At 44.0% G+C, this 23496-nt stretch carries 22 protein-coding genes; 4 read left to right on the top strand and 18 right to left on the bottom strand.

What is annotated here, in order from left to right:
- Positions 1 to 95 precede the first annotated feature (95 nt).
- Positions 96 to 2201, bottom strand: coding sequence for a serine hydrolase domain-containing protein (locus MHI52_RS15075; RefSeq protein ID WP_405159306.1), 2106 nt, complete (start codon positions 2199 to 2201; stop codon positions 96 to 98).
- A gap of 285 nt (positions 2202 to 2486) precedes the next feature.
- On the opposite strand from MHI52_RS15075, the gene MHI52_RS15070 reads away from it, so the two are divergent.
- Positions 2487 to 3917 carry a PLP-dependent aminotransferase family protein gene (locus MHI52_RS15070; RefSeq protein WP_405159305.1) on the top strand — a complete coding sequence of 477 codons (1431 nt, stop codon included), beginning with the start codon at positions 2487 to 2489 and terminating at the stop codon, positions 3915 to 3917.
- Positions 3918 to 3962: 45 nt separating this feature from the next.
- On the top strand, positions 3963 to 4583 hold the full coding sequence (locus tag MHI52_RS15065; protein WP_405159304.1) for an NAD(P)-dependent oxidoreductase: 621 nt from the start codon (positions 3963 to 3965) through the stop codon (positions 4581 to 4583).
- A gap of 96 nt (positions 4584 to 4679) precedes the next feature.
- On the opposite strand, the gene glyA is transcribed toward MHI52_RS15065, so the two are convergent.
- The 10 genes from glyA to MHI52_RS15015 all read right to left on the bottom strand — a co-directional run bounded on the left by glyA (position 4680) and on the right by MHI52_RS15015 (position 14629).
- Entirely contained in the window at positions 4680 to 5924 is a 1245-nt protein-coding gene (gene glyA, locus MHI52_RS15060; protein ID WP_405159303.1) for a serine hydroxymethyltransferase, read from the bottom strand.
- 25 nt (positions 5925 to 5949) lie between these two features.
- Positions 5950 to 7155 (bottom strand): benzoate/H(+) symporter BenE family transporter, encoded by a 1206-nt coding sequence (locus tag MHI52_RS15055; protein WP_101313745.1) that lies wholly within the window; start codon positions 7153 to 7155, stop codon positions 5950 to 5952.
- Between the two features lie 19 nt (positions 7156 to 7174).
- The gene (locus MHI52_RS15050) at positions 7175 to 7918 is read right to left on the bottom strand and encodes a YggS family pyridoxal phosphate-dependent enzyme (RefSeq protein WP_282321453.1); all 744 of its coding nucleotides are present in this window, start codon (positions 7916 to 7918) and stop codon (positions 7175 to 7177) included.
- Positions 7919 to 8244: 326 nt separating this feature from the next.
- Complete coding sequence (gene rbsB, locus MHI52_RS15045; protein ID WP_036615972.1) at positions 8245 to 9177, bottom strand: ribose ABC transporter substrate-binding protein RbsB; 933 nt, start codon at positions 9175 to 9177, stop codon at positions 8245 to 8247.
- A 14-nt stretch (positions 9178 to 9191) separates the two neighbouring features.
- Positions 9192 to 10154: an ABC transporter permease subunit gene (locus MHI52_RS15040; RefSeq protein WP_405159392.1), complete on the bottom strand. Its 963-nt coding sequence runs from the start codon at positions 10152 to 10154 to the stop codon at positions 9192 to 9194.
- Positions 10155 to 10164: 10 nt separating this feature from the next.
- On the bottom strand, positions 10165 to 11646 hold the full coding sequence (locus tag MHI52_RS15035) for a sugar ABC transporter ATP-binding protein (protein WP_127548486.1): 1482 nt from the start codon (positions 11644 to 11646) through the stop codon (positions 10165 to 10167).
- 14 nt (positions 11647 to 11660) lie between these two features.
- On the bottom strand, positions 11661 to 12062 hold the full coding sequence (gene rbsD / locus MHI52_RS15030; protein ID WP_036615977.1) for a D-ribose pyranase: 402 nt from the start codon (positions 12060 to 12062) through the stop codon (positions 11661 to 11663).
- On the bottom strand, positions 12062 to 12940 hold the full coding sequence (gene rbsK / locus MHI52_RS15025) for a ribokinase (RefSeq protein WP_282321455.1): 879 nt from the start codon (positions 12938 to 12940) through the stop codon (positions 12062 to 12064). The genes rbsD and rbsK overlap by 1 nt, the downstream gene beginning before the upstream one ends.
- Positions 12933 to 13922, bottom strand: coding sequence for a LacI family DNA-binding transcriptional regulator (locus MHI52_RS15020; RefSeq protein WP_282321456.1), 990 nt, complete (start codon positions 13920 to 13922; stop codon positions 12933 to 12935). Before MHI52_RS15020 ends, rbsK begins: the two co-directional genes overlap by 8 nt.
- A 299-nt stretch (positions 13923 to 14221) precedes the next feature.
- Entirely contained in the window at positions 14222 to 14629 is a 408-nt protein-coding gene (locus tag MHI52_RS15015) for a cupin domain-containing protein (RefSeq protein ID WP_282321457.1), read from the bottom strand.
- A gap of 281 nt (positions 14630 to 14910) precedes the next feature.
- On the opposite strand from MHI52_RS15015, the gene MHI52_RS15010 reads away from it, so the two are divergent.
- A complete protein-coding gene (locus MHI52_RS15010; RefSeq protein WP_405159302.1) occupies positions 14911 to 15390 on the top strand; it encodes a TetR/AcrR family transcriptional regulator in 480 nt (159 codons plus the stop codon).
- Positions 15391 to 15549: 159 nt separating this feature from the next.
- Complete coding sequence (locus MHI52_RS15005; RefSeq protein ID WP_405159301.1) at positions 15550 to 16518, top strand: DMT family transporter; 969 nt, start codon at positions 15550 to 15552, stop codon at positions 16516 to 16518.
- Between the two features lie 106 nt (positions 16519 to 16624).
- On the opposite strand, the gene MHI52_RS15000 is transcribed toward MHI52_RS15005, so the two are convergent.
- The 7 genes from MHI52_RS15000 to MHI52_RS14970 form a co-directional block, all read right to left on the bottom strand.
- Positions 16625 to 17767 (bottom strand): DUF4309 domain-containing protein, encoded by a 1143-nt coding sequence (locus MHI52_RS15000; RefSeq protein WP_405159300.1) that lies wholly within the window; start codon positions 17765 to 17767, stop codon positions 16625 to 16627.
- 294 nt (positions 17768 to 18061) lie between these two features.
- Positions 18062 to 19195 (bottom strand): serine hydrolase domain-containing protein, encoded by a 1134-nt coding sequence (locus MHI52_RS14995; protein WP_405159299.1) that lies wholly within the window; start codon positions 19193 to 19195, stop codon positions 18062 to 18064.
- 331 nt (positions 19196 to 19526) lie between these two features.
- Positions 19527 to 20111, bottom strand: coding sequence for a nitroreductase (locus tag MHI52_RS14990; protein ID WP_405159298.1), 585 nt, complete (start codon positions 20109 to 20111; stop codon positions 19527 to 19529).
- Positions 20112 to 20142: 31 nt separating this feature from the next.
- The gene (locus MHI52_RS14985) at positions 20143 to 22113 is read right to left on the bottom strand and encodes an ABC transporter substrate-binding protein (protein WP_405159297.1); all 1971 of its coding nucleotides are present in this window, start codon (positions 22111 to 22113) and stop codon (positions 20143 to 20145) included.
- A gap of 181 nt (positions 22114 to 22294) precedes the next feature.
- Entirely contained in the window at positions 22295 to 22489 is a 195-nt protein-coding gene (locus tag MHI52_RS14980) for a hypothetical protein (RefSeq protein WP_245838061.1), read from the bottom strand.
- 137 nt (positions 22490 to 22626) lie between these two features.
- Complete coding sequence (locus tag MHI52_RS14975) at positions 22627 to 22941, bottom strand: DMT family transporter (protein ID WP_405159296.1); 315 nt, start codon at positions 22939 to 22941, stop codon at positions 22627 to 22629.
- Positions 22942 to 22944: 3 nt separating this feature from the next.
- Positions 22945 to 23286 (bottom strand): multidrug efflux SMR transporter, encoded by a 342-nt coding sequence (locus MHI52_RS14970; RefSeq protein WP_076327622.1) that lies wholly within the window; start codon positions 23284 to 23286, stop codon positions 22945 to 22947.
- Positions 23287 to 23496 lie beyond the last annotated feature (210 nt).

The following is a 23496-nucleotide window of genomic DNA, read 5'->3' as shown; positions in this document are numbered from 1 at the left end:
AGGTACATTTACTTTAAAACGTATTATTTAAAATTTAAAACTCAAAAAAAGCCGCGATTTCCGCGACTTTTTATTGTACAGTTTTTTATAATCTATTAATTTGCTCTGGTTGTCAATACAATCTCGAACTTCGAACCAGCTTCACCCGCGAATACAATAGTTCCGTTCTCAGGCAACACAATTTCGTTTTGTCCACTGACCACTGTATGATTAATGCCTATGCCAGCTTGGTTATATACAGCAAATGCGCTGTTTGCAGACATCTTGACCGTCATTTCTTTACCTGCAGCTGATGCAGGAATCGAATACCATGTGGCATGACCATTCGCCTGAATCGTTGTCTTTGATTGTTTTCCCGCATAGATCGGTTTGATGATGTCTTGAGCAGCATAAACGTTGCCTCCAGCTGTAACATATTCCACGCCATTTTCCTCATAGAAATTAAACTCCATCGTGTCACGGCCCGCTAATCCAGGAATTTGCAATTGGTTCACAGCTTGGTTAGCTCCAACGATTTTATTCGTGTAGACATAACCCGGTAGCTCATTAAAAGTATGAATGGGAATCATCGGCATCGCTGCGTTGTACAGTGTTGATGTGTATTTTTCATTGACTAACACATACGCTTTGCCTTCCCGTTTCTGCCATGCGGCCTTTACTTCTTCCGACAATTCATTGGTTTCAAGCTTTTCTGCCTTATATTCAGAGGAAGCAACTTGCCCAAGCCCAGGAACAGACTGATACGAGCGAGACCACAAATATGTGTTCCCATTGACTTCCTGAACGAACTTCAGCTTTTCCGTACCTGAATTATTAACAAATGAGCCATCAGTGGTGTACGTATAGGTCTGAGCAGGATTGTTAGGAGACGACAGATTAGATAACGTTAATTGCCCATCATCTTTTACGTCCAGCTTCATTAACATGTTTGCCCCACCAGCGTACATGCCTGTATGCTGTGAAAGTTCTGTTGGCATAGTTGTTTTCACAGGTGCATCATGTGACTTCTCCGGCTTACGATCTGGAATGATATTCTTCTCCTCAAGCGCGCCAAGCAACAGCTCAGTTGCCAGCAATTGATCCGTTGAGCTATGACCACCCGAAGAGGTTACGGCAACAGCCATATTATATTCCGGTAACACAATCAAGGAGGAATGATAGGTTATTGTATTGCCACCTTTGCTTACTGCCTGGATGCCGTAATCATTAAAAGGAAACAGGTTCACGCTGTCCCAGCCCAGGCCGTAACCAATAGAAGAATCGCCTTCTTCCGGCCACATGCCTCTCTTGTATTCTTCTTGCTCCATGGCCTCTACGGATTCCTCCGAAAGAACACCTTCAACCTCACCTGTAAAGATTTTCGAGAACTGAACCAGATCTTCAGCGGTGGAATAGATGCCTCCCGAGGCAATCATATTTGTAGTCTCTAATGGAAGTTTCTCCTCATCCGAAGGGGCATATGTTGCTGCCATCTTGCTAAGCTCTACAATATCCTGCGGTGTTTTGGTATGCTCCATACCAAGAGGCTCGGTTATGTACCGGTGCATGAAAGTTGTGAAGTCCATGCCACTGACCCGCTCAACCAAAATTTCAGCTAATGTAAAACCGTCATTACTATACACCGAGTATGCGCCAGGATCGGCCTTCAGATGTTGCGTCGCCAATTGTTCCAGTAACGTATCATGTGCATAGGTATCATTATCTCCAAACAGTATTGCACTGTTACTTGACGTTCCTAGAAGCCCGGATGAATGATTCAGTAACATGCGTGGTGTAATCTGTTGGTAACGCTTGTCTTTCATTTTAAAGTCCGGAATATACTTCACGACAGGCTCATCAAGATCGATCTTGCCCTGGTCCACTAGCTTCATTACGGCGGTTGTGAGCATCATTTTGCTGGTTGAACCAATGCCATACATGGTATCTGAAGAAAGCGGGATGTTGTTTTTCAGGTCGCTTTTTCCTGCCTGACCGGAGATCACAATCTCACCCTCATCCATCAGTGCGTACTGCACACTTGTCGTAGCGTATGATTCAGTGAGTACCTTGGCCTTTGCACTTACTGCCTTTTTAGTTAGATCATACGTAGAGCTACTACCGTTACTGGTAGCGGGTGTGGCCATGGCCGACATTGGGGACATCATTGCAAACACCAAAGTTATGGCGGCGATAGACGTTCGTTTCTTTCGTGTCAATCTCATCTTCTCCTGTCTAGTCTATGGATTAGGAATCTCTGTGTTCGTACTCCCGTAGTGTAACCGAAGAAGATGAACTGTCTGTGGCTTGAATATGAATCGAGTATGAACCAAGCAGGACCGACCAAAATAGGTTGGACACACGGTAAAAATCGCTTTAGTTCAGCTTTGTTTTGTTTGCAAATTAAACTTTTGCTATAATGGTATATCAATCAATGGAGTGCCAGTAAGATGGCTAAGCACATAAATAAATGCAATCCATAATTCACCATGAGTAATGGAGTTGAAGCAATGCTAAAAGTTAATCGGAATGACCAACGCCCGATCTGGCAGCAACTTTTGGATCAAGCGATCCATAATATCACAACCGGGAAATGGCAACCAGGCGAACTGCTACTCCCTTCACGTGAACTTGCTCAATTAATTGGTGTTTCACGCTCAACCATACAGATTGTGTACGAGGAATTATTCAGCCGAGGGTATACGGTAACCTCCCGACGAGCCGGGACAAGAGTTAGTGATTGGACATATGCACCTCGTTCATCAGAAGGCGTCACGATGCAAGGGCCTATTCCGCCCGATCTGCCTACACTAAACGAATCGATTGGTCATCTGCATAGTTGGTTTGGCAATAGAGACAATCGCAAAATAGAAATTGATTTTAATCCCCACGAGCCTTATCTGGATGAAAGTTTCACAAAAGCCTGGAGGCAATCTTTTTTACAAGCTTCTACTGAACCCAATCTGGATCTTTGGGCTTATGGTGATGCCAGAGGGTTATTGGGATTAAGAGAGCAGATTCAACGTTATTTGTCACTTGAACGAGGCATTCATATCGATGTTGATCAAATCTTGTTAACCTCAGGTGCACAACATAGCATTGATTTAATTGCCCAGGCTCTCTTAAGTGAGGGAGACAGAGTTTCGGTTGAAGATCCCGGCTTCCCTGCCGCTTGGATGGCGATGAAATACCGCCGGATGCAAGTCGATCCCGTTCCGGTTGATGAGTATGGATTATGTGTAGATCATATTCACCCACAGACGAAACTCGTATTTGTCACACCTTCTCATCAATGCGCCGTTGGTGTTATTATGTCGGAGCCACGCAGGCAACAATTGATGCACTTGGCAACTCATCATCGATATTGGATTGTTGAGGATGACTACGATAGCGAATTTAGGTACCGTGGAGATCCACTTCCAACTATATTTAGTCAGCAACCTCAGAATACGCTTTATATGATGAGTTTTTCCAAAATGGTTGCACCTGGCATTCGACTATCCGCTATCATCGGCCCCAAAATAGCCATCGATCGCCTTACCCAAGTTCATGAATTAACCTATCGTCATCTGCCGATTATGGAACAATTAACGCTAACTCATTTTATTGAGCGTGGTCATTTTATGCGCCATATGAGAAGAGTTCGGAACATATATCGACGCAGACACGAAGTCATGACCAAAGCCATTGTTGCTTCTGGGTTAGGCTCACGATTTACATTAAGTGGTGTGGAAACGGGATTACATATGCTTCTAGAATCTGAAACGTCATTTGACGAAGAAGCGGTGACAAATGCTGCTCTTGATCAAGGTGTACGCGTGTATCCGCTTAGTAGATATTGCTTGGAGAGTCATCGAAAAGGATGGATATTAGGTTTTGCGAAAGTGGATGAGGAGCAGATTGAGGAAGGCATACATCGGCTTGCAAAGATTGTATTATGATGGAGAACATGCTCTCCAATCGGATTCGAAAGGATGTTTTTTGTAATGAAAATTTTAGTGTTAGGAGCCACCGGACGGGTTGGAGGTCATTTCGTCTCTAATGCCCTACGTTCCAATCATCATGTAACTGCACTGGTTAGAAGCCCGGAAAAGGTACAAATCAACGATGACAATTTCGTTCTACATCAAGGAAACGCTTTAGTCAAAGAGGATATTCATCACGCCATACAGGGTGTGGATCTCGTTGTTAGTTCCTTAAGTACCGATGGAACAACTACATTATCGCAATCCATGGGACATATTGTTGAGGCTATGGCTCAGGAGCGTATCAAAAGAGTCATTACCATTGGTACTGCAGGAATATTGGAAAGTCGAACGGATCCTGGCTTGCTTCGTTTTCAATCCCCTGAGTCCAAACGTAAGTCCACGCGAGCCGCTGAGGAGCATCTGGAGATGTACAACATTCTCAAGGCTTCAGAGTTAGAATGGACCATCGTGTGTCCTACCTACTTATTTGATGGAGAATCTCTTGGTAAGTACCGGGTTGAGCGCGACTATTTGCCTGACGGTGGAACTTCTATATCTGTAATCGATACTGCGGAGTTTGCTTATCAGCAATTAATGTCTGATGAGTATGTACAGTCTCGTGTAGGTATAGCCTACTAGGGCTGTCTTAAGTTTCAATATAAACAAGCACATTACGAGCCTGCAATTGTTATCCATTAGGAACAATTGCAGGCTCTATTTGTGTCTGCTGTTGAGCTATTTAAGCCCTTCATATAGAGGAAATTGCGAAGTGATTTCACGGACACTACCTAATATTTGATTTTTCACATCCGTGTTCTTTGGATTTTTAAAAGCAAGCCCTATCAGCTGAGCAATTTCTTTCATTTCCCTGGCTCCAAGCCCTCTTGAAGTCATAGCCGGAGTTCCAAAACGAATACCGCTTGTAACCAAAGGACTTGCCGTATCGTGAGGAATTGCATTTTTATTCGCCGTAATCCCTACTTCATCCAATAAAGCTTCGGCTTCTTTGCCTGTAAGGCCCATAGTTCGTAAGTCAACCAACACGATATGATTATCTGTTCCTCCCGATACAAGGGTAAGTCCTTCATTTATTAAAGTATCTGCCAATACGTTGGCGTTATCCAGAACACCTTCAATATATGTTGTGAACTCGGTTTGCAATGCCTCGCCTAATGCCACCGCTTTCCCCGCGATAACGTGCATGAATGGCCCGCCCTGAGTCCCCGGGAATACAGCTTTGTCGATCGCCTTTGCCCAGGACTCCCGGCACAAAATGGCTCCCCCTCGTGGTCCTCGTAAGGTCTTGTGTGTGGTGGTTGAAACAAAATGGGCATGTGGTACCGGGTTAGGATGCAAACCTGCCGCAACAATTCCTGCTATATGCGCCATATCTACAAAGAAAAGAGCTCCCACTTCGGCGGCAATCTGGGCAAATAATTCAAACTCAATGGTCCGCGGGTATGCACTTCCACCTGCAACAATCATGCGTGGACGATACTTATAAGCAAGTTTACGTACTTCGTCAAAGTCAATGCGGCCCGTCTGTGCATCGACACCATATGAAACAAAATTGTAAAACCTACCTGAAAAATTAACAGTACTTCCGTGTGTTAGATGACCACCCTGGGATAGATTCATGCCAAGTATTGTGTCCCCAATCTCAACTGAGGCAAAATATACTGCCATGTTGGCCTGAGAACCGGAGTGAGGCTGCACATTCGCATGTTCAGCGCCAAAAAGTGCTTTAAGGCGGCTATTTGCTATCTCTTCGACTGTATCGACATGCTCACACCCGCCATAATATCTTCTGCCCGGATACCCCTCCGCATATTTATTGGTCAATACCGAACCTGTTGCTTCCATCACAGCTTGACTTACAAAATTCTCTGATGCAATCAGTTCTATCTTATCCCGCTGCCTTCCAAGCTCTTGCTGGACAGCCATTCCTATTACTTTATCTTGCTTCTCCAAATGTTTCATGAACATCTTCCTCTCCATATTACGGTTATTTATTCGTTCCAAGTTGTTTTTTGGGAAATTTACTATTCATCAGTAGATGTGCCATCATTCCTGCAAACAGTCCCCAAAATGCACCACCCACACCAAGCAAAGTCACATTTGCTGCTGTCGCCAAAAACGTAATCAATGCAGTTTCACGTCCCTTAGGGTCCGTTAATGCATTGGCAAGACTGCCACCGATCGTTCCAAGTAAGGCTAATCCCGCTAATGTTGCAATAAAGGTAGCAGGAAGAATCAAAAACAGAGCAGCCAATGTTACGCCAAAAATGCCGACAAAAATATAAAAAACACCACAAGCAATACCTGCAATATAACGTTTGGTTGAATCCTCATGTGCATCCTTTCCTGTACAAATCGCTGCTGTAATAGCTGCCACATTAAAAGCATGTGATCCGAATGGGGCTGCAAGAAGCGAACCCAAACCTGTTACAGCTAAAATAGGATTGGCACTTGTCTTGAATCCATCATTACGCAAAACAAGCATTCCGGGCATATACTGCCCTGTCAAGGTAATAATGAACAGCGGTAGCGCAACGCCAAGTAAAGCATTTAACGAAAATGCTGGAACAACAAATACAGGCGATGCTACAGCCAATTGGATTGTACTGAAGTCTGTTTTCCCCATGCATATCAAATAAATCAAACCGATTGCCAATATGCCAACAATGGCGTAACGGGAAGTAAACCTTCTTAGCACGATATAGCCTGCAAACAGTACAATCACAAGCAAAGGATCTACCTTCGCCCCTCCAAAGGCCGAAATACCAAACTGTAGTAAAATACCGGCTAACAATCCGGAAGCGATGCCTGGGGGAATAAGTCGAACGAAACGTTCAAACATGCCTGACAAACCTAAAATAATAAATCCGACTGCTGAAATCATGTAAGCGCCAATAGCTTCTGGATAAGGGGTTACCGCTAATGCTGAAACGAGAAACGCCACACCAGGTGTAGACCAGGCTGTAATAATCGGTTCCTTATATCGATAACTGAGCCAAATTCCCGTTACGCCTACCCCAATCGAGATGGACCAAATCCAGGAAGCGGTCATTTCCGGGCTTAAACCAGCCACTTTTGCAGCTTGAAAAACAAGGATAAACGTACCCCCGTAATTAACAATTACGGATATTAAAGCGGCGATCACCGGAGATATCAAATCACGGCCGCGTAACGAAGGGGATGCTGTCTTCATATTTAACACTACCTCTCACTTAATCATCGATGCGTGTGTTTTCATTCCAGTAATACTCGTCCGGTAAATAGCGTTGACCAAATACACTTGTCCCTACACGTATCAGTGTAGCTCCTTCTTCAATGGCGACTTGGAAGTCACCAGACATACCCATCGATAAAATATCCATTTCTACGCGTGGAATATTTTTCTCTTTAATCTGTGTACGGATCTGGTTTAACAATCGAAAACAATGTCGTGTTTCTTCGTTTGTCGCATTCAGTTTTCCAATGGTCATTAAACCTTTCACGTTTAATGTCTCGAATTGAGACAACTGTTCTACAAGCTCAACGGCTGTTTCTGGAGAGGCACCAAATTTACTTTCTTCGTAGGACGTATTAATTTGCACAAGAATGTCTAAGCTCTTATTCTCTTTGAGAAGCTGGTTATGTAACGCTTGACCCAGTTTCAGACGATCTACGGAATGGATGAGAGTAACATATTTAACTACGTCCTTTACTTTATTTGTTTGCAGATGTCCGATAAAATGCCATTCCACCTGCTTGCTTTGTTCCATGAGTGGGAATTTGTCTCGGAGTTCTTGAGCTTTGTTTTCTCCAAACAAGACCTCACCTGCTTGAATAGCTATTTGTAATTTCTCTAGCGGTACCGTTTTGGTCGCGAGCAACAACTTGATGTCCTCTATGTTGCGACCTGAAGCCTGGCAGGCCAATGCCATTTGCTGTCTTACAGCTTGAAGATTTTCTTCTACTAGATGTTTCATGTCAGCCACCTTCTTTCTATTCCGAACAGGAATGAATCAATGAGATTAGCTCCTCCTTATGTATTGTGAAGACTGTGTGGAACGTCATGCTAGTATAGCAACGCATGGATTGGATATACATATCCAAAAATGCTATTTTGGAACAGTCCAAAACGACAAAGTAGACATTAATTCAATTGGGGTTCCTTTAATACGCTTTTAAAAGTCAATAATCTGATTGATGTGATGCCCGCACGCTTCTTCCAAAATGAAAAAAGCCGCTAAATTAGCGGCTTGGTTTAGTTCTATGTTCATGTCCAAAACGAAAATACATGTTTTATGATGATTTACTCATTCACATTTTCCTTGGTTACCAGCTTCAATTCAGCGGGAATCGATGACTCCACCTGCTTGCCACTGAGCACATCCAGAGCTGCTTGCAGCGCCAGTTGGCCAATCAGTATAGGCTGCTGAGCGACTGTTGCCGTCAATTTCCCATCCTGAATGGATTTGATTGCATCATCATTACCATCAAATCCGATGACCGGAATGTCTTTACCTGAGCTTTGAATCGCTTCAATTGCACCAAGTGCCATCTCGTCATTATGGGCAAATACCGCTTGTACGTCTGGATTACCTTGTAGCAAGTTCTCCATGACATTTAATCCTTTGGACCGATCGAAATCAGCAGATTGTTTGGAAACCACATCAAGTTGCTTGTCAGCCACTTCATGGAAACCTTTACCCCGTTCTCTTGTTGCGGAAGCACCAGGCACACCCTCAAGTTCAATGACTTTTGCTCCCTCACCCAGTTGTTCCACAAAATATTCAGCTGCCATGCGTCCACCTTTAACGTTATCAGATGCCACTAGTGCCGCCACTTCGCCTTTATCTGCGGAGCGATCCAGCGTGATCACAGGAATGCCCACACTATTAGCGGATTGAACCGCTGTGGAGATCGCTGCAGAGTCCGCGGGGTTAATCAGAAGTGCACTAACACCTTGCTGAATGAGATCATCCACATCATTGGTTTGTTTCGCCGAATCGTTCTGCGCATCCACCACGATGACCTGTATTCCCTGTTTTTTGGCTTCAGCCATTACCCCATCCTTCAGTGATACAAAGAATGGATTGTTTAGTGTAGATATCGACAAACCTATTTTCTTCTGTCCGTTACTTTTGTTTGGGTTAGGTTTCGCCCATTCCGGTGGCTCCAGAGAGCACCCGGCCAGAACGATGATCATCAGCATACTTATGAGTGTTACAGTCCACTTTTTCATATTCGCTTCTCTCCTTATGCTGTTTTCTTGCGGTCCAGCAGGACGGCAATGGCAATGACGATACCTTTTACAACCATTTGATAAAATGAGTTTACTTCAAGCAAGTTCAATCCATTATTCAACACGCCGATAATCAGAACACCGATCAGTGTACCAACGATGCGTCCGCGTCCTCCAGCAAGACTTGTACCACCCAATACAACTGCTGCGATTGCATCCAGCTCGTAGGATGTACCTGCCGTTGGTTGCGCTGAATTCAAACGCGATGTCAGAATTGCACCTGCCAGAGCAGCGAGCATACCTGTCAGGGAGTAGATCATAATTTTCACGCGATTAACTTTGATACCCGAGATAATGGAAGCTTTCTCATTACCGCCGATGGCGTACGTTTTACGACCAAAAGCCGTTTTATGCAAAACAATCCACAGAATCATGAAGGTAATCAGCATCGTGATTGCAGGTACCGGAATGCCCAGCAGGTAACCGCGGCCAAACAGTTGGAATAACAGGTTATCCCCGAGTCCTGTAATTGGATTACCATTGGTGTACACCAATGTCAGTCCTCTGAATATCGTCATGGTTGCCAATGTAGCGATAAACGGAGCCATTTTACCTTTGGTAATCATTAGTCCGTTCACCATACCCAGGACACCACCGAGTGCTACACCAATGATGATGGACAAGATCGGATCGAGACCAGACAACATCATATTTGCTACAAAAGCACTGGATAAAGCCAGGATTGAGCCGACCGACAGATCAATTCCACCCGTCAGGATAACAAACGTCATACCAAAGGCAATCAGCGCATTAATCGAGACTTGACGCAATAAATTCAAGATATTGAGCGGTTCCAAGAAACTTGGATTCAACACCGATACGATGAGAATAAGAATGATTAAGCCAAGCAGCGGTCCCAATTTTTGTATCACGTTTGAGAAACGGAATCCGCTTTTAGCCGTTTTGTTTTCCTGCATTGTTGTCATATCACTGTCCCCCTGTGGCCAATGTCATAATGTGTTCTTGTGTGGCTACTTCCCTTGCAACCTCGCCACTGATGTGTCCCTCATGCACAACCGCGATCCGGTCACTCATGCCAAGCACTTCAGGCAGCTCCGACGATACCATGATGATTGCAACGCCGCGGTCAGTCAGTTCATTCATCAATTCATAGATTTCACGCTTCGCCCCGACATCCACTCCGCGGGTAGGTTCATCCAGGATAAGCACGCTTGGTCCGATACCAACCCATTTCGCAATAACCACCTTCTGCTGGTTACCCCCGGATAGATTCCTTGCCGCCGTCTCGGAGGATTGCGTTTTGATCTGTAGACGTTTGATCAGTGTATCTACGAAGTCTTGTTCCTTTGAAGTTGAGATGAAACCTTTGCTTGAGAAACTGAACAGATTTGGCAACGCCATATTCTCGCGAATAGAGAAGTCTAATACCAGCCCTTCATCCTTGCGGTCTTCTGTAATAAACCCGATTCCATGTTTCACTGCATCTGCCGGTTTACGAATGTTCGCTTTTTTGCCGCGGATGAAGATTTCACCGCTATCCAACGTATCCAAACCAAAGATGGTTCTCATGATCTCTGTTCGTCCAGAACCCATGAGTCCTGAGAAACCGAGTATTTCCCCCGCTCTCACGGTGAAGTTAATATTCTCGAATAGACCTTTGCTACTTGCATTCCTTACTTCGAGGACAACTTCACCATAAGAAGGATTCCGGACAGGATAACGCTCGGTAAGTTCACGACCTACCATTTTCCGCACCACTTCATCAAAGCTTGTCTGCGGAATAGCTTGTGTGTCTACCGTTCTTCCGTCACGCATGATGGTAATCCGGTCACAGATCGTGAATATCTCCTCCATTCGGTGAGAAATATAGACGATGGATACGCCTTCCTTCTTCAGCGAGCTGATTACACCAAACAGCTTCTGGATCTCACGCTCCGTAAGTGCTGCTGTTGGCTCATCCATAATGATGACCTTGGCATCTGTCATTAGCGCTTTGGCAATCTCGATCATCTGTTGCTGCCCGACAGAGCACTCTCCCGCAGGACGTTCAAGTGGTATGTCTACGGAAAGCTTGGCGAACTGTTCTTTGGCAAGCGCTTTCATTTGTCTTGTGTTAAGCAATCCGAATGATGATGTCATTTCCTTACCAATAAAGAGATTATCCAGCACCGTCATTTCAGGCCATACATTCAGTTCCTGATGTATGAATGTGATACCCAGTTTCTCGGCTTCCTTCGGACTTGCAAAATAGTTTTCTTCTCCGTCTATGGTGATGGTTCCCTGATCACGCTGATGAAGACCAATCAGGATGTTCATCAGTGTGGATTTGCCGGCTCCATTCTCCCCCATCAGGGCATGAACTTCACCATCTTTTAGTTCAAAATCCACTCCGCTCAGCACCTGATTCGTTCCAAACGCTTTATGAATGTCTTGCATCTGAATGTGCATTACGCAACCTCCTTTTAACCGAAATGGACTCCCGATTGTAAAATGCAATTGGCATAAGGTGTGGCTTCACCTGTGCGGATGACCACTTTCACCTGCCGTGTTAATGCTTTGAATTGTTCGTGGCTGACGGAAGCATCGATTGCTTCTACCCCAAATTTCTCTGTGATGAATTGCATCGCTACGGGATTGCCTTCGCAAATCTCTTCAGCCACAATGACTTTCTCAATGACCATATCTTCTGCGATCGCTTCCACCACTTCGCGAAAACTTGGTGTTCCCAGTTTAAGGGCCAGATCAATTTTGAGTACCCCGTCCGGTACCGGCAGACCTGCATCCGCAATCGCAATCATGTCCGTATGGCCCAGATCAGACAAAATCTTGGAAATGTGACTATTCAACATGCCATTTCTTTTCATTACAAGCTCTCCTCTACTTCATCACGCATCGGCATGCCGCCCTGCGCTCCGAACTTGGTGACGGACAACGATGCAGCCCGATTGGCGAAGCGTATACTCTCTTGTAACGCTTTTCCTTCAGCCAAAGCGACTGCAAATGCGGCGTTGAACGTATCCCCTGCCCCCGTAGTATCAACAGCCTCAACTTTATAAGTTGGGACTAGAATTTCGTCAGTGCCATCAAAGTACCGTACACCTTTACTGCCCTCCGTAATGAACAACTTGTTAGGATACTGACGTAATGCCTGTGCAGGACTCATGCCCTGAAACAAAATCTCGGCTTCATGCTCGTTCGGTGTGATATATGCAGCGTTGTCGATCACTTCTTGCGGCAATGTTCTCGCCGGTGCGGGATTAAGCAGCAGCGGTGTTCCGAATTCTGCACATAATGCACTCACATGCACAACCGTTTCCTCCGGAATTTCCTGCTGAATTAATACGATATCTGCATCGCGGATCACTTCAGCTGCTTCATCGACATATGCAGGAGTGACTTCCCGATTCGCCGCTTCAACCACTACGATACTATTATCACCTTCTGCCAGAATGATATGAGCCGTACCACTTTCTAAATGTGTAACCGGTTTCACATTTTGCGTATTTACAGCATTTGCTCTAAAGTTCTCTACAATATCTTTGCCAAAAGCATCGTCGCCTACCCGGCCGATCATCGCAACCTCGGCACCCAGTCGTGCAGCGGCAACAGCCTGATTGGCTCCTTTGCCACCAGGAACTGTTTTGAAGCTATCACCAAGAACGGTTTCCCCCGCTCCCGGCCGTCTTGACGAAGTAACAACCAGATCCATTGAACTGCTTCCAATTACACATATTTTAGCCATCTGATCTCACCTTTCTCGTAGTGCCCCGTTCGATGAAACTTACGGGCAACTGTATGTTTTTATTCTCTATTGCAGCTTGTTCCACAAGCTGGATAAGTAATCCCGCCGCTTCTCTTCCCATCTCGTATGCTGGCTGACGGATGGTGGACAATGCCGGCGATAACAGGCTGCTCATCGGAATATCATCGAAACCAATCACTTGTACGTCATCAGGAACCTTTCTTCCGATTCGTGATGCCTCATGCAGTACTGCCATGGCTGCGATGTCATTGCTGGCAATGACCCCGTCTGTGTCCGCATATTTCCTGAATAATTCTTCAGCCCATACACCTGCCTCGTTAATTGAAAATGAGGTCGTCTGGATCACCCGGTAGTCTAACCCAGCATCACGGATGATTTCAATCGCCCCTTCAAAACGATCTTGAGCGGGTCTGATCTGTGACGGTCCCTGCATAACTGTGATCCGGCGACTGCCGCGTTTGATAATCTCCCTTGCAGCTAGTCTTCCACCTTCCCTGCCATCCGCATACACGGATGGACGATCCAGTGAAGTTCTGTCCAGAAACACAACGGGAATCTTTAGTTTTTCATATATCGAAGAATGAGGGTAGTTCGTTGAAGAGATCACACCAACCACGTTGTTCTGGATAAACGTCTGGATGTAATCCTGCTCCTTCCGTTCTTCCTCGTCACTATTTCCAAATATCAGTCTGTAATCCTGCTCCTGCATCCGATCCTCTACGCCGCGGGCTAACTGCGGGAAATAAGGGTTCGTAATATCCGGCAACAACAGGCCAATCAGTTTGGACTTGCGTTTATATAATGAGCGTGCCACTTCATTTGGTGAAAAGTTAAGCGCCTTCACAGCATCTTCCACTTTTTTGCGTGTGTCGGCATGAACATAACCTCTATCATTAATGACTCTGGATACGGTGGCAACAGATACGCCAGCCAGTTGAGCTACGTCTTTAATTGTTGTCATAAGTTGCTCTCCTCTATGTGTAACCGGTTACAGACATTAAATTATCATATTATTTTCAATTTGACAAGCGTTTTCATTCTGGAAATTTCTCCAAGTATACATAAAGAGCACTAGAATTCATCTATATCATGGTTTCTTCCTGCCAGAGAGATTGATACTTCATAGATGTAAAGAGCCATCACTCGATTAAAACTCAGAGTGATGGCACCCGGATCAACATAAGAATCAGCAATCTCCTGAACTTAATTAGCCTAATTAGATAATAACATTTTCGAATAAATCAATTCATAGCGTTTATTTTATAACTCCCCGTAAACTTCATCTGTCACGGGTTCCAACCATTCCGGTGTACCTGCAGTGATCGCAATGTGTTCAAACCAACTATCTTTAGCGGCCCCATGCCAGTGTTTTACACCATCATGAGTCACAATAACATCGCCGGCTTTGAGGAATTGAGCAGGTTTTCCTTCTTCCTGATACCAACCTTCCCCACCAGTCACTAACAACAGCTGAAATCCACCGCGATGGATATGCCAGTTATTTCTGCATCCCGGTTCAAACGTTACATTCCCAACACCCACATTCACTTTGGGATCAGCAACCAAGGATTGGAGATAACTTTGCCCTATGAAATATTGGGAAAATGCTTCGTTTTTTTCTCCTACCGGGAATATCACTCCATCTTTAACTTCTTCATATTTAGCCATTTTATTTCCTCCAATGTGATCTTATTGATTAATGCTTCCTGCTCCTATGTTGACCTAAATATGATTACACACATACGTGCGATATCGCACATTTGTGTATAATATAAAATAATTGCACTGCCTCTGCAAGGATCAAATGAACCCGATCTGTGCCTTATGGCGCAAAGGAACAACATTTGTGCAATTACTCTCTGGAAAGAATGGTGATTACTATCGTTTCTATCACAGATCGAAGAATACTTAAGTCTCAGGAAGCGATCAAATCCGCTTTTATCAAACTCATGAACGAGAAACCTTTTGATACCATTACAATGCAAGATATCTCTGATCATGCAAATGTCGGCCGCAGAACGATATACCATCACTATTCGGACAAATTTGACTTGCTGGATAAATTAATTGAAGAACATATCGATGAACTAAGAAGATTGTGCAAGGAAGCATCCGATCTGGATTTTATAGAAAGCAATGTACTTTGGTTCGATTATTTTGAAGTTCACTATTCATTCTTCTCGGCTATGTTACTGAGTAAAGGAGCCCCTTTTTTCCGCATTCGCTTCCTGGCTCTTGTCATTGAAGAACTGGAAGATGAGGTGAATGTGACGGAGGGAAAAAATAAAGGACTAACAAAAGAAGTGATTCTCACGTTCTTTGGTACAGCAATCGTGGGTATCGTGGAATCCTATTTCACGAATGGATTACCCCGGCAACCTCATATTGTCGCAGAACAAATAGGGATTTTATTAGAAAGGAATCTATAACATAGACTCCTCATGAACCGTTCCTTCTTTTAATCTGACCAATTGAAGAGCGGTTTATTAATTATCATTACAAAGATTAGCGATATGTGATATGGTCAGTGAGGATGTTAATAGATTCATACATACATATGTACATGAAATGTGAGGAGAAGATCGAAAGTGATAGAGAGAAATACCCTTGAGAAACGAAGTAAATTTAGTGATCCCATTTTTGTCATGCTCGTGGCAAGCCTGTGTTGCTTGTTATGGGGAAGCGCGTACCCATCCATTAAACTTGGATATATCGCGTTTGACATTCTGCCGGAAGATATTGCTTCCAAGTATGTATTTGCCGGATACCGGTTTACACTGGCGGGTATGCTGCTCTTGCTCCTGTCTCGTATCGTTAGAAAACAGAAGCTCCAATTAACCAAGCCACAGTGGACAGGCCTCATTATGTTAGGTATATTGCAAACGGGTTTGCAATATATGTTTTTCTACGTTGGCGTAGCCAATACGACAGGTGTCAAAGGCTCCATTATGAATGCAACTACGACCTTTTTCAGTGTTGTTCTGGCCCATTTCATCTATAAAAACGACAAATTAAGCAGAAATAAAATCGTTGGTTGCTTGCTCGGATTCGTTGGCGTAATCATCGTAAACTTCCATACGGATCTGCTTGCTTTTTCCTTTTCATTCACAGGCGAAGGCTTCGTTATTATAGCGGCACTTGTTTTTTCCGTTACGGCCCTTTACGCAAAACGTCTCACCGCCACCATCGATGTTCTGATCATAACAGGTGTCAGCTTATTCGTCGGGGGACTGGTACTTACGCTGTTAGGTCTATCACTCGGCGGTCGAGTTTCTCATTTCACCTTGGAATCCACCAGTAACCTAATCTACCTGGCTTTGCTGTCATCCGTCGCATTTTGTCTATGGAATATGCTTCTCAAGTACAACAAGGTCGGAAGAGTGTCTGTCTATAACTTCCTAATCCCTGTATTTGGAGCTTTATTATCAGCGTTATTCCTGGGGGAAACGATCTTGGAACTGAAAAATCTGGTCGCATTACTGTTCGTGTCAGTCGGCATTTATTTAGTCAATCGTGTACGTTCTGTGCAAAGCTCTAATAACACTCCAATGAAATAGACTACCCGTCCACTTCCATGGACAACCAAAAAAGCCGCTAATTAGCGGCTTTTCATGTAAATGTGATTAAGCTATGCTTTCATTTCTTTACGATGAATGTTATACCTTAATATATACTCGTAAAATCAATCAAGTCCTCTTCTTCCTCATAAGTGAATACAATGGCGTGATTACCCAATTGGTATACCATCTCATAACCAACCACGACTTCATTGTAATATTCTGAGGAAGGTTTTCCCATCCATATTTTCACATTCCGTGGTGAAAGATTCTGCTTTTCATTGTACAAATCAAAAACGGCAATACGTGATTTATTGGTAAGCTCGTGCATATATGAATCAAACCCGACGCCGAATTTAGAATAAAAATAGTACGCTCCCCATTCCCCGTTTGAACGAGAATTGGGTTTCCCCAGCTTTTTTTGCGCATTTTGAAGCGTCATACCAATCTTGATGTCCGTCCGGCCTGGCAGCACACCCTTTAAAGCGGCTTCCTTTAGGCTTTTCAGGTAAGCGCGATCGCCAACACCCGAGTTTGGCCAAGCTTCTGAACGAAGGTTTCGCGTATCTTCCAAGCGTAATTCCAATTTGTTCACATTCAGCTTAAACGTATCAACTCCATAGACAAATTGAAGGTTGTTGTAATTTTTGAACTGCACTCGGGCACCTGAAAGAGTACGGATTCCATCATCTCTGCTTGCAGAGTAGGAATCGTCGATTTTTCTCCCCTTATTATCGACATATGTTACATGGCGCAATTCCCCGGAACGAACAATATACGTTTTCACCTCATTAAAATTAGAAGTTCCCCAATCGGTGATCATCAGCATGTCTGGTGTACTAGCCTCTTTGCTCTTCACAACAAAGTTCCAGGTTTGAGGCAAAATAATCGTATTCAGATCCAGTTTTGCTGCCTGAACAGTTCCGTATGCTGCACCTTTTTTCAGCAAGGCTGCACGATAAGTGCCTGAATAACTCTTGTCGCCTTTTTTATTGTTGGTCCAGCCATTTTCTTCGGTCAGCGTTCTCTTCTGTTCATCATAAGCGAAAATATAAACGGTGTAAGCCGTTTGTTTGGCATCACGAAGCGTAAATGAAAGCCGGCTCATACTTTCGAGCTGTTTGGCGGAGATTTGCTCTCCTTTGGCAGCAGCATTGGGTGGTAGCAGAAGCAATGCGCTCAGAACATAGGCGATTAAGGTAAGTACGGCCAGAGAAGCCCATTTTGCATTGTGTTTAGGGTGTATCATCGATGAATCTCCTTTGAGTAAAAAAATAAAATCTAACAGCTTTTTCTAATTAAGAATCGTTCACAATCTCAACATTCAAACAGGTACTTGCTAGCGTGTAATCTTGATCAAACTATGTAATTAATTTAAGTTCATGTTCAATAAGCATATCCTCCTACTAGTACTATTTTCCTAAGAATGATAACATACCCTTTCTAATAAAGAAATAACAATCTAATTAATAGATTTCGATCCATATAACATAAAAAAGCCGCTATTTAGCGGCTCTTCAAGTAACTTCGAATACGATATGATTTATAGACAGGAGTAAACCACATTACGTAAGCGTCGTTGAACGTATGGCTCCTGACTGTTCAGCAGGTGCTGTGCATACATAACTGTAAGCTCTGAATCCGGATCAATAATAGCCATACAACCAGCAGCGCCGCTCCATCCAAATTCGCCAATTGGACTCAGTGAGCCGCTTGCTGCTTTGGAGATATGTGTGCGAACACCCAGTCCATAGCCGTATCCATACATATGATCCCAGGAATAATCAGCACGAGTCATCTCGTTCAGGTGGTCCGTTCGCATCAGTTCCACTGAAGCTTGTGACAGAATGCGCACGCCTTGGGGACTCGTACCATGCCCAGTAAGCGCGTTCAGAAAACGTGAATAATCGCTAACGGTTGATAGCAACCCTGCACCGCCGCTTTCCAGCTCCGTACCCACACGGAATCCATTGCCGTCAAAACGTACAGCCTTTTCAAGCTCATCATTATAAGCATACTGTGGAATCAGGCGTGTCTGCTGCTCATCGTTCAGATTAAACGCTGTATCGTTCATGCCAAGGGGTCCGGTAATTTCGTCCCGCAGATACGTACCAAAGCGTTTGCCACTTACCACTTCCACCAAGGCTCCTAGCACATCATGGCACATGCTGTAATTCCAGTGTGTCCCTGGTTCAAACAGCAGTGGTTCCTTCGCAAGCGCTCTCGCGAAGTCACGTGTTGGCAATGTTCCGTCGGTGCTTTTTACAGCTTCTTGAATGCTTGGACTACCCACGTCATACGAGAACCCGGCAGTCATGGTGAACAAATCACGTACTGTAATGGCTTTTGTCGCCTTTTCCAGCCGGATCTCGCCGTTCGCCATCGTTTTCTTTACCGTCATCTCAGCATACTCTGGCAGATAATCAGACAGTGGGTCGCTTAGCAGCATTTCGCCTCTCTCCACCAGTTGCAATCCTGCCACGCAGGTCATAATTTTGGTCATGGAGTATAGATTGAAGATCGCTCCATCACCGATAGGTGTTTTCTCTTCCAGATTGGCGTATCCATTACGATAATGGAAAACGGTATCATTTCGATGCATCACCAGCACCTCTGCCCACGGTATACGCCAGGATGTAATGCGGTCAATAAATGAAGCAAGCGGTTTAAAGTCCATTTTTTCCCGTCCTTCTATGTAAAATCGTTTATCATTTTGCGATGTGGTACATGTTCACTCCCCCAATCGACATATTATTAATATACGACCTTTTACAACGATTGACTACCACCTATATGGCCTCAACCATCCATTTATTGACCGCCGAATTTGTATTTCATTTCGTTCATGATTTGGCAGGCAGTGTGAGATAACGTTAATCAGAAACAGTTTGAACTCCTCAATGTCTGACATCCAATCAACATCGATATTCAATTATGCAAAAAAGCCGCTATGTTCGCGGCTTACAATGAGTTCGTTTCACAGCTCGGAACCGTATGAAGTATCACTACTACTGTACTTCTGCTCTTGCCGTAGAGACAAAGGTCATCAATTCTTCTACGGGTGTACGAGGACGAGGTTTCGGAGCCTTGTTTGTATCAAAATACCCCAGATGAAGTGTGCCAATGATTCTCTCCCCTGCTTTTACACCTGTCTTGGCGTAGAAATCAGGGTCAAAATTATATTCATTCGTCTTCCACACTACCCCGATATCCTGCTCCCATGCCAGGAGTTGAATATTTTGAATAAGGGCAGCACTAGCCCCCACAGCATCTTCCCATACCCGTTGTCTCGGATCAGCCTCAATCACAATCAGCAGATGGGCTTGGATAGATTCGCAATAGTCCTTTTGTAGCTTCTCTGTCCAGCGCTCCCGCTCATCTTTTGAAAACGTATTTAGCACCGCATCAGCAAATTGCTTCCGACCTTCTTCTACAAATAATATGAAGCGCCATGGCTCTTTACGGGAATGAACAGGTGCCCACACGGCCGCTTCCAGCAAGTGCATGATCGTTTCTTTCGCCAGCGGTTTGCCATTGAACTGACGAATGGTTCTTCGTTCACGAATGAGCTTCTCTACGACGGACGTTTCCATATGCATTAATCCTCCTGTCTAGTTTCCTTATTTATTGGGTAAGGAAATTTACCGCTTCGTCGATAATCTTGGTCTGTCCGATGGGTCCTCCCGGACCTTGGAACCACAAGCCGTAGTCAACGATGTAGACATTGTTGTTTTTAACAGCATTCAGGCTTTTCCACACTGCTGTTTTTTGCAATTCTGTCGTTTCATTTTCGTCTGATGACAACAGGAAAATATGATCCGGATTAATCGATGGTAACGACTCCATGGAGATTACTTTCATTGAATCTGTCGGGTCAGGTATGGATACAGGAGGTGTCAGGCCTAGATCGTCATACAGAACCTCATAGTTTCTTTTACTGTAATAACGCACTTCTTTATCGGATAAACGCAGGAACATCACGGTCTCGTCTCCGATGGATTGCTTGATTTTCTCACGGGCTTCTGCGGCCTTCTTTTCGTATTCTTCAATGACCTGTTTGGCCTGATCCGTCTTCCCTAACATATCTCCCATATGTAACAGGCTTGTCTTCATACGAATAATACCTTGCTCGTCCTGCAGCTTCTCTGCCAGCAAGGTAGGGGCAATTTTGCTGAGGCTGTCATAGGCATCACTCATGAAATCCTGACCGATAATCAGGTCTGGCTCTGCCGCCAATATGCTTTCGTAGTTGGGATCAACCTGCCAGCCCAGATTTTCTTTTCCTTGTAGTTGATCGGACAGGTAGGTAGGAAACTGATCACTCCCCTCCTCATTACTGGATGCTGCCTGGGGTTCAATACCGAGTGCTAACAAATAGTCAGTTGCAGCCGGGAACAACGAAATAATATGCTGAGGATCACCTTTGATGACAGTTTCTCCCCAAGGATGTTTAACAACACGCTCCTGTACTGCTGATTCGTTGGATTGCGCGACTTCGGTGGTTGGAGCATTGTTACCGCTTGTTCCATTACTGCTTGTTGCTGAACTGCCCTGAGAAGGGGAACAGGCTGATATTAATAATGTAAGGCTGAGCATCAAAAGCAATGCAACGGGTTTTCTCGATCTCATAGATGTAAGTGATTCTCCTTTTGAGTTGTATTGATAATAATTATCATCATCAATAGGATCATAACCGCGATGCATGGGACTGACAATGGACAATTCTGATTCTTGGATAGCATTATTCTGACCGGTTGGCAGGGCGATACATTTTTGTTTGAACCGACCTGGTGAAAGGCCAACATGCTTTTTAAATAAACGATTAAAATAGATCACATCTGGAATGCCGATTGCCTCGGCAATCTTCTGAAGAGATGCATCTGTGTGCAACAGCAACTCCTTGGCTTTGTACATCCGTATCCGAGTTAAATAGGTAATCAGACTGCTGCCTGTCTCTTTCTTGAACGTTCTCGATAGATGCCCTGCACTGCAATCCAGAAGTTCTGCGAGCGGATCGACCATAACGGGCAACATGTAATTCTCTTGAAGATAACGAACGGCTTGAGCTACCAGATCGGGCTTGGCAGTCTCAATTCCTTGTGCACTTAACTGCCTCATTAATTCATTAATAAATTGATAAAATAACGTCTTTACCTGAAATTTCGAGAACGCATCCGTCCGTTCCCAATGTTGCTCTATTCTTTGGACTTTATCATATAAGTCAATGGGATAGCTTGGGGCGAAAGCATATTGCACGTGAAACGGGCCATGTTGCCTGAGCAGAGCTTGATTCTCACGAGTATTGGATAACGACAAATTAGCCCGATAAAACATCAAATAAAATTCGAATGAATCCTCGTTCAGGGAGATATTCATCCATACCCCCTTGCCTCCATGTAAGACTTGCATCTGATCGATCGCGTACATCGTGTCATCCAGCGTAATCGTTGCATTGCCGCGAACTGTATATATAAAACCGCTAATTGGAAATCGATAGGCATGGATGGGTTCGCCAGCGCGCACGACGACGTGACGCACTTCCCATATTTTAATTGAGGCCAGATTCCATAACTTCACATGCTCTTCTACGTGCATCTCTTCCTTCACCTTCCACAACCCATTAAGTTAGCAAAACATCAGCAAAATCAGCGGATATTTTCACTTTTCTCCATTCTATCGATAATCATTCTCAACTACAACATATATCTTCCTATTCGATAAAATGCTACGCACGAATAAGCCGATCCATGAAAGGATCGGCTTATGTTGTAACGTTTTAGACTTCGCCGCGTCTGTTCTCAACCGATTTCATACGGTTTTGGTCATCTGGCACTCGGTCAACACTGAACTCTTGACCAGCTTCAACCTCACCATGACCTGAAATATTTCGGGAAAAATTAGTGAACTGTCTTTTTTGATCATCCAGTTCATGTTTTTGCTTCAAAAGCTCTTGCGGGTCCTGCTTTGTCACTATGCTAACCTCCCATACATACTTGAAGTCATGCAATTAATTCGTACTACAGAAGTTTTCCATAAGAGAGCTGTACTTATGCATGAATATAGATGAGATGGATATCGTTCCGTTGTTAGTACAGCTAATTTATCCAGTTAAGAGACTAGTTTCAATCCCACAATACTGACAATAATCCCACTAACGATAGCCAATTTCTTTGCATTTTTGGGCTCTTTGAATACATACATCCCTAATAGTACACTGCCCGATGCCCCAATACCTGTCCAGATTCCATAACCAATGCTCATTGGTATCTCTCTCAAAGACAGGGAAAGAAAAATGAAACTTAATCCCAGAAACATAGCGAACATCAATGTATGTTTCAATTTGGTGAATCCATCTGAAAGTTTCAGAAATATTACACCGCCAACTTCAAATAAACCAGCTAAGATCAAGAAAAGCCAACTCATATTCTATACACCTGCCTTTGGTTTAGGTTCATTGGATACAAATTTCAGACCGATGATGCAACTGATTAATATCATGACCAGCACGATTTTGATTGCACTTACGGAGTCCCCCAAAAAAATCATTCCCACAATTGCGGTTCCAAATGAACCAAGTCCGGTAAACACCGCATAAGCCGTTGATACAGGAAGTACTTTAGTGGATTTTGCAAAGAAGTAGAAGCTGCCAATCATTAAAATAACCGTGGGGATTACGATCTCGATTTTCGAAAAACCATCGGAGAATGACAAACCTAATGCCCAACCTACCTCTAAAATCCCTCCAAGAATAAGGAATAACCACGCCATAAAACATTCTCCTCTTCTGCATTCATGTTGTTGTTTTGTAATCAACATTCACATTCAATAATGATAGTAATTTGTATCATTTGATATAATAATAAACCATCTTTATTTTATTTGCAAATTTAAATATTCGTATCAAACTAATAAGAAAATCCGCCTGTTAAAACTCTAAGTTCCGCTGTGGACATACAAAAAAAGCCAACCAGAAGTTCC

This window comes from Paenibacillus sp. FSL H8-0283, assembly GCF_045040675.1.
Taxonomy (GTDB): Bacteria; Bacillota; Bacilli; order Paenibacillales; family Paenibacillaceae; genus Paenibacillus; species Paenibacillus amylolyticus.
Note: the sequence above shows the minus strand (reverse complement) of the source record. Positions and strands in the feature narration are given on the sequence as shown.

Coding starts and splice junctions, on each gene's coding strand:
- MHI52_RS15070 (WP_405159305.1), top strand. CDS start 2,487: ATGCTAAAAGTTAATCGGAATGACCAACGCCCGATCTGGCAGCAACTT.
- MHI52_RS14995 (WP_405159299.1), bottom strand. CDS start 19,195: ATGGACTTTAAACCGCTTGCTTCATTTATTGACCGCATTACATCCTGG.
- MHI52_RS14985 (WP_405159297.1), bottom strand. CDS start 22,113: ATGCACGTAGAAGAGCATGTGAAGTTATGGAATCTGGCCTCAATTAAA.
- MHI52_RS15040 (WP_405159392.1), bottom strand. CDS start 10,154: ATGCAGGAAAACAAAACGGCTAAAAGCGGATTCCGTTTCTCAAACGTG.
- MHI52_RS14970 (WP_076327622.1), bottom strand. CDS start 23,286: ATGGCGTGGTTATTCCTTATTCTTGGAGGGATTTTAGAGGTAGGTTGG.
- MHI52_RS15065 (WP_405159304.1), top strand. CDS start 3,963: ATGAAAATTTTAGTGTTAGGAGCCACCGGACGGGTTGGAGGTCATTTC.
- rbsD (WP_036615977.1), bottom strand. CDS start 12,062: ATGAAAAGAAATGGCATGTTGAATAGTCACATTTCCAAGATTTTGTCT.
- MHI52_RS15050 (WP_282321453.1), bottom strand. CDS start 7,918: ATGAAACATCTAGTAGAAGAAAATCTTCAAGCTGTAAGACAGCAAATG.
- MHI52_RS14975 (WP_405159296.1), bottom strand. CDS start 22,941: ATGAGTTGGCTTTTCTTGATCTTAGCTGGTTTATTTGAAGTTGGCGGT.
- rbsK (WP_282321455.1), bottom strand. CDS start 12,940: ATGGCTAAAATATGTGTAATTGGAAGCAGTTCAATGGATCTGGTTGTT.
- MHI52_RS15010 (WP_405159302.1), top strand. CDS start 14,911: ATGAACGAGAAACCTTTTGATACCATTACAATGCAAGATATCTCTGAT.
- MHI52_RS14990 (WP_405159298.1), bottom strand. CDS start 20,111: ATGGAAACGTCCGTCGTAGAGAAGCTCATTCGTGAACGAAGAACCATT.
- MHI52_RS15020 (WP_282321456.1), bottom strand. CDS start 13,922: ATGACAACAATTAAAGACGTAGCTCAACTGGCTGGCGTATCTGTTGCC.
- MHI52_RS15035 (WP_127548486.1), bottom strand. CDS start 11,646: ATGCACATTCAGATGCAAGACATTCATAAAGCGTTTGGAACGAATCAG.
- rbsB (WP_036615972.1), bottom strand. CDS start 9,177: ATGAAAAAGTGGACTGTAACACTCATAAGTATGCTGATGATCATCGTT.
- MHI52_RS15055 (WP_101313745.1), bottom strand. CDS start 7,155: ATGAAGACAGCATCCCCTTCGTTACGCGGCCGTGATTTGATATCTCCG.
- MHI52_RS15000 (WP_405159300.1), bottom strand. CDS start 17,767: ATGATACACCCTAAACACAATGCAAAATGGGCTTCTCTGGCCGTACTT.
- MHI52_RS15075 (WP_405159306.1), bottom strand. CDS start 2,201: ATGAGATTGACACGAAAGAAACGAACGTCTATCGCCGCCATAACTTTG.
- glyA (WP_405159303.1), bottom strand. CDS start 5,924: ATGAAACATTTGGAGAAGCAAGATAAAGTAATAGGAATGGCTGTCCAG.
- MHI52_RS15015 (WP_282321457.1), bottom strand. CDS start 14,629: ATGGCTAAATATGAAGAAGTTAAAGATGGAGTGATATTCCCGGTAGGA.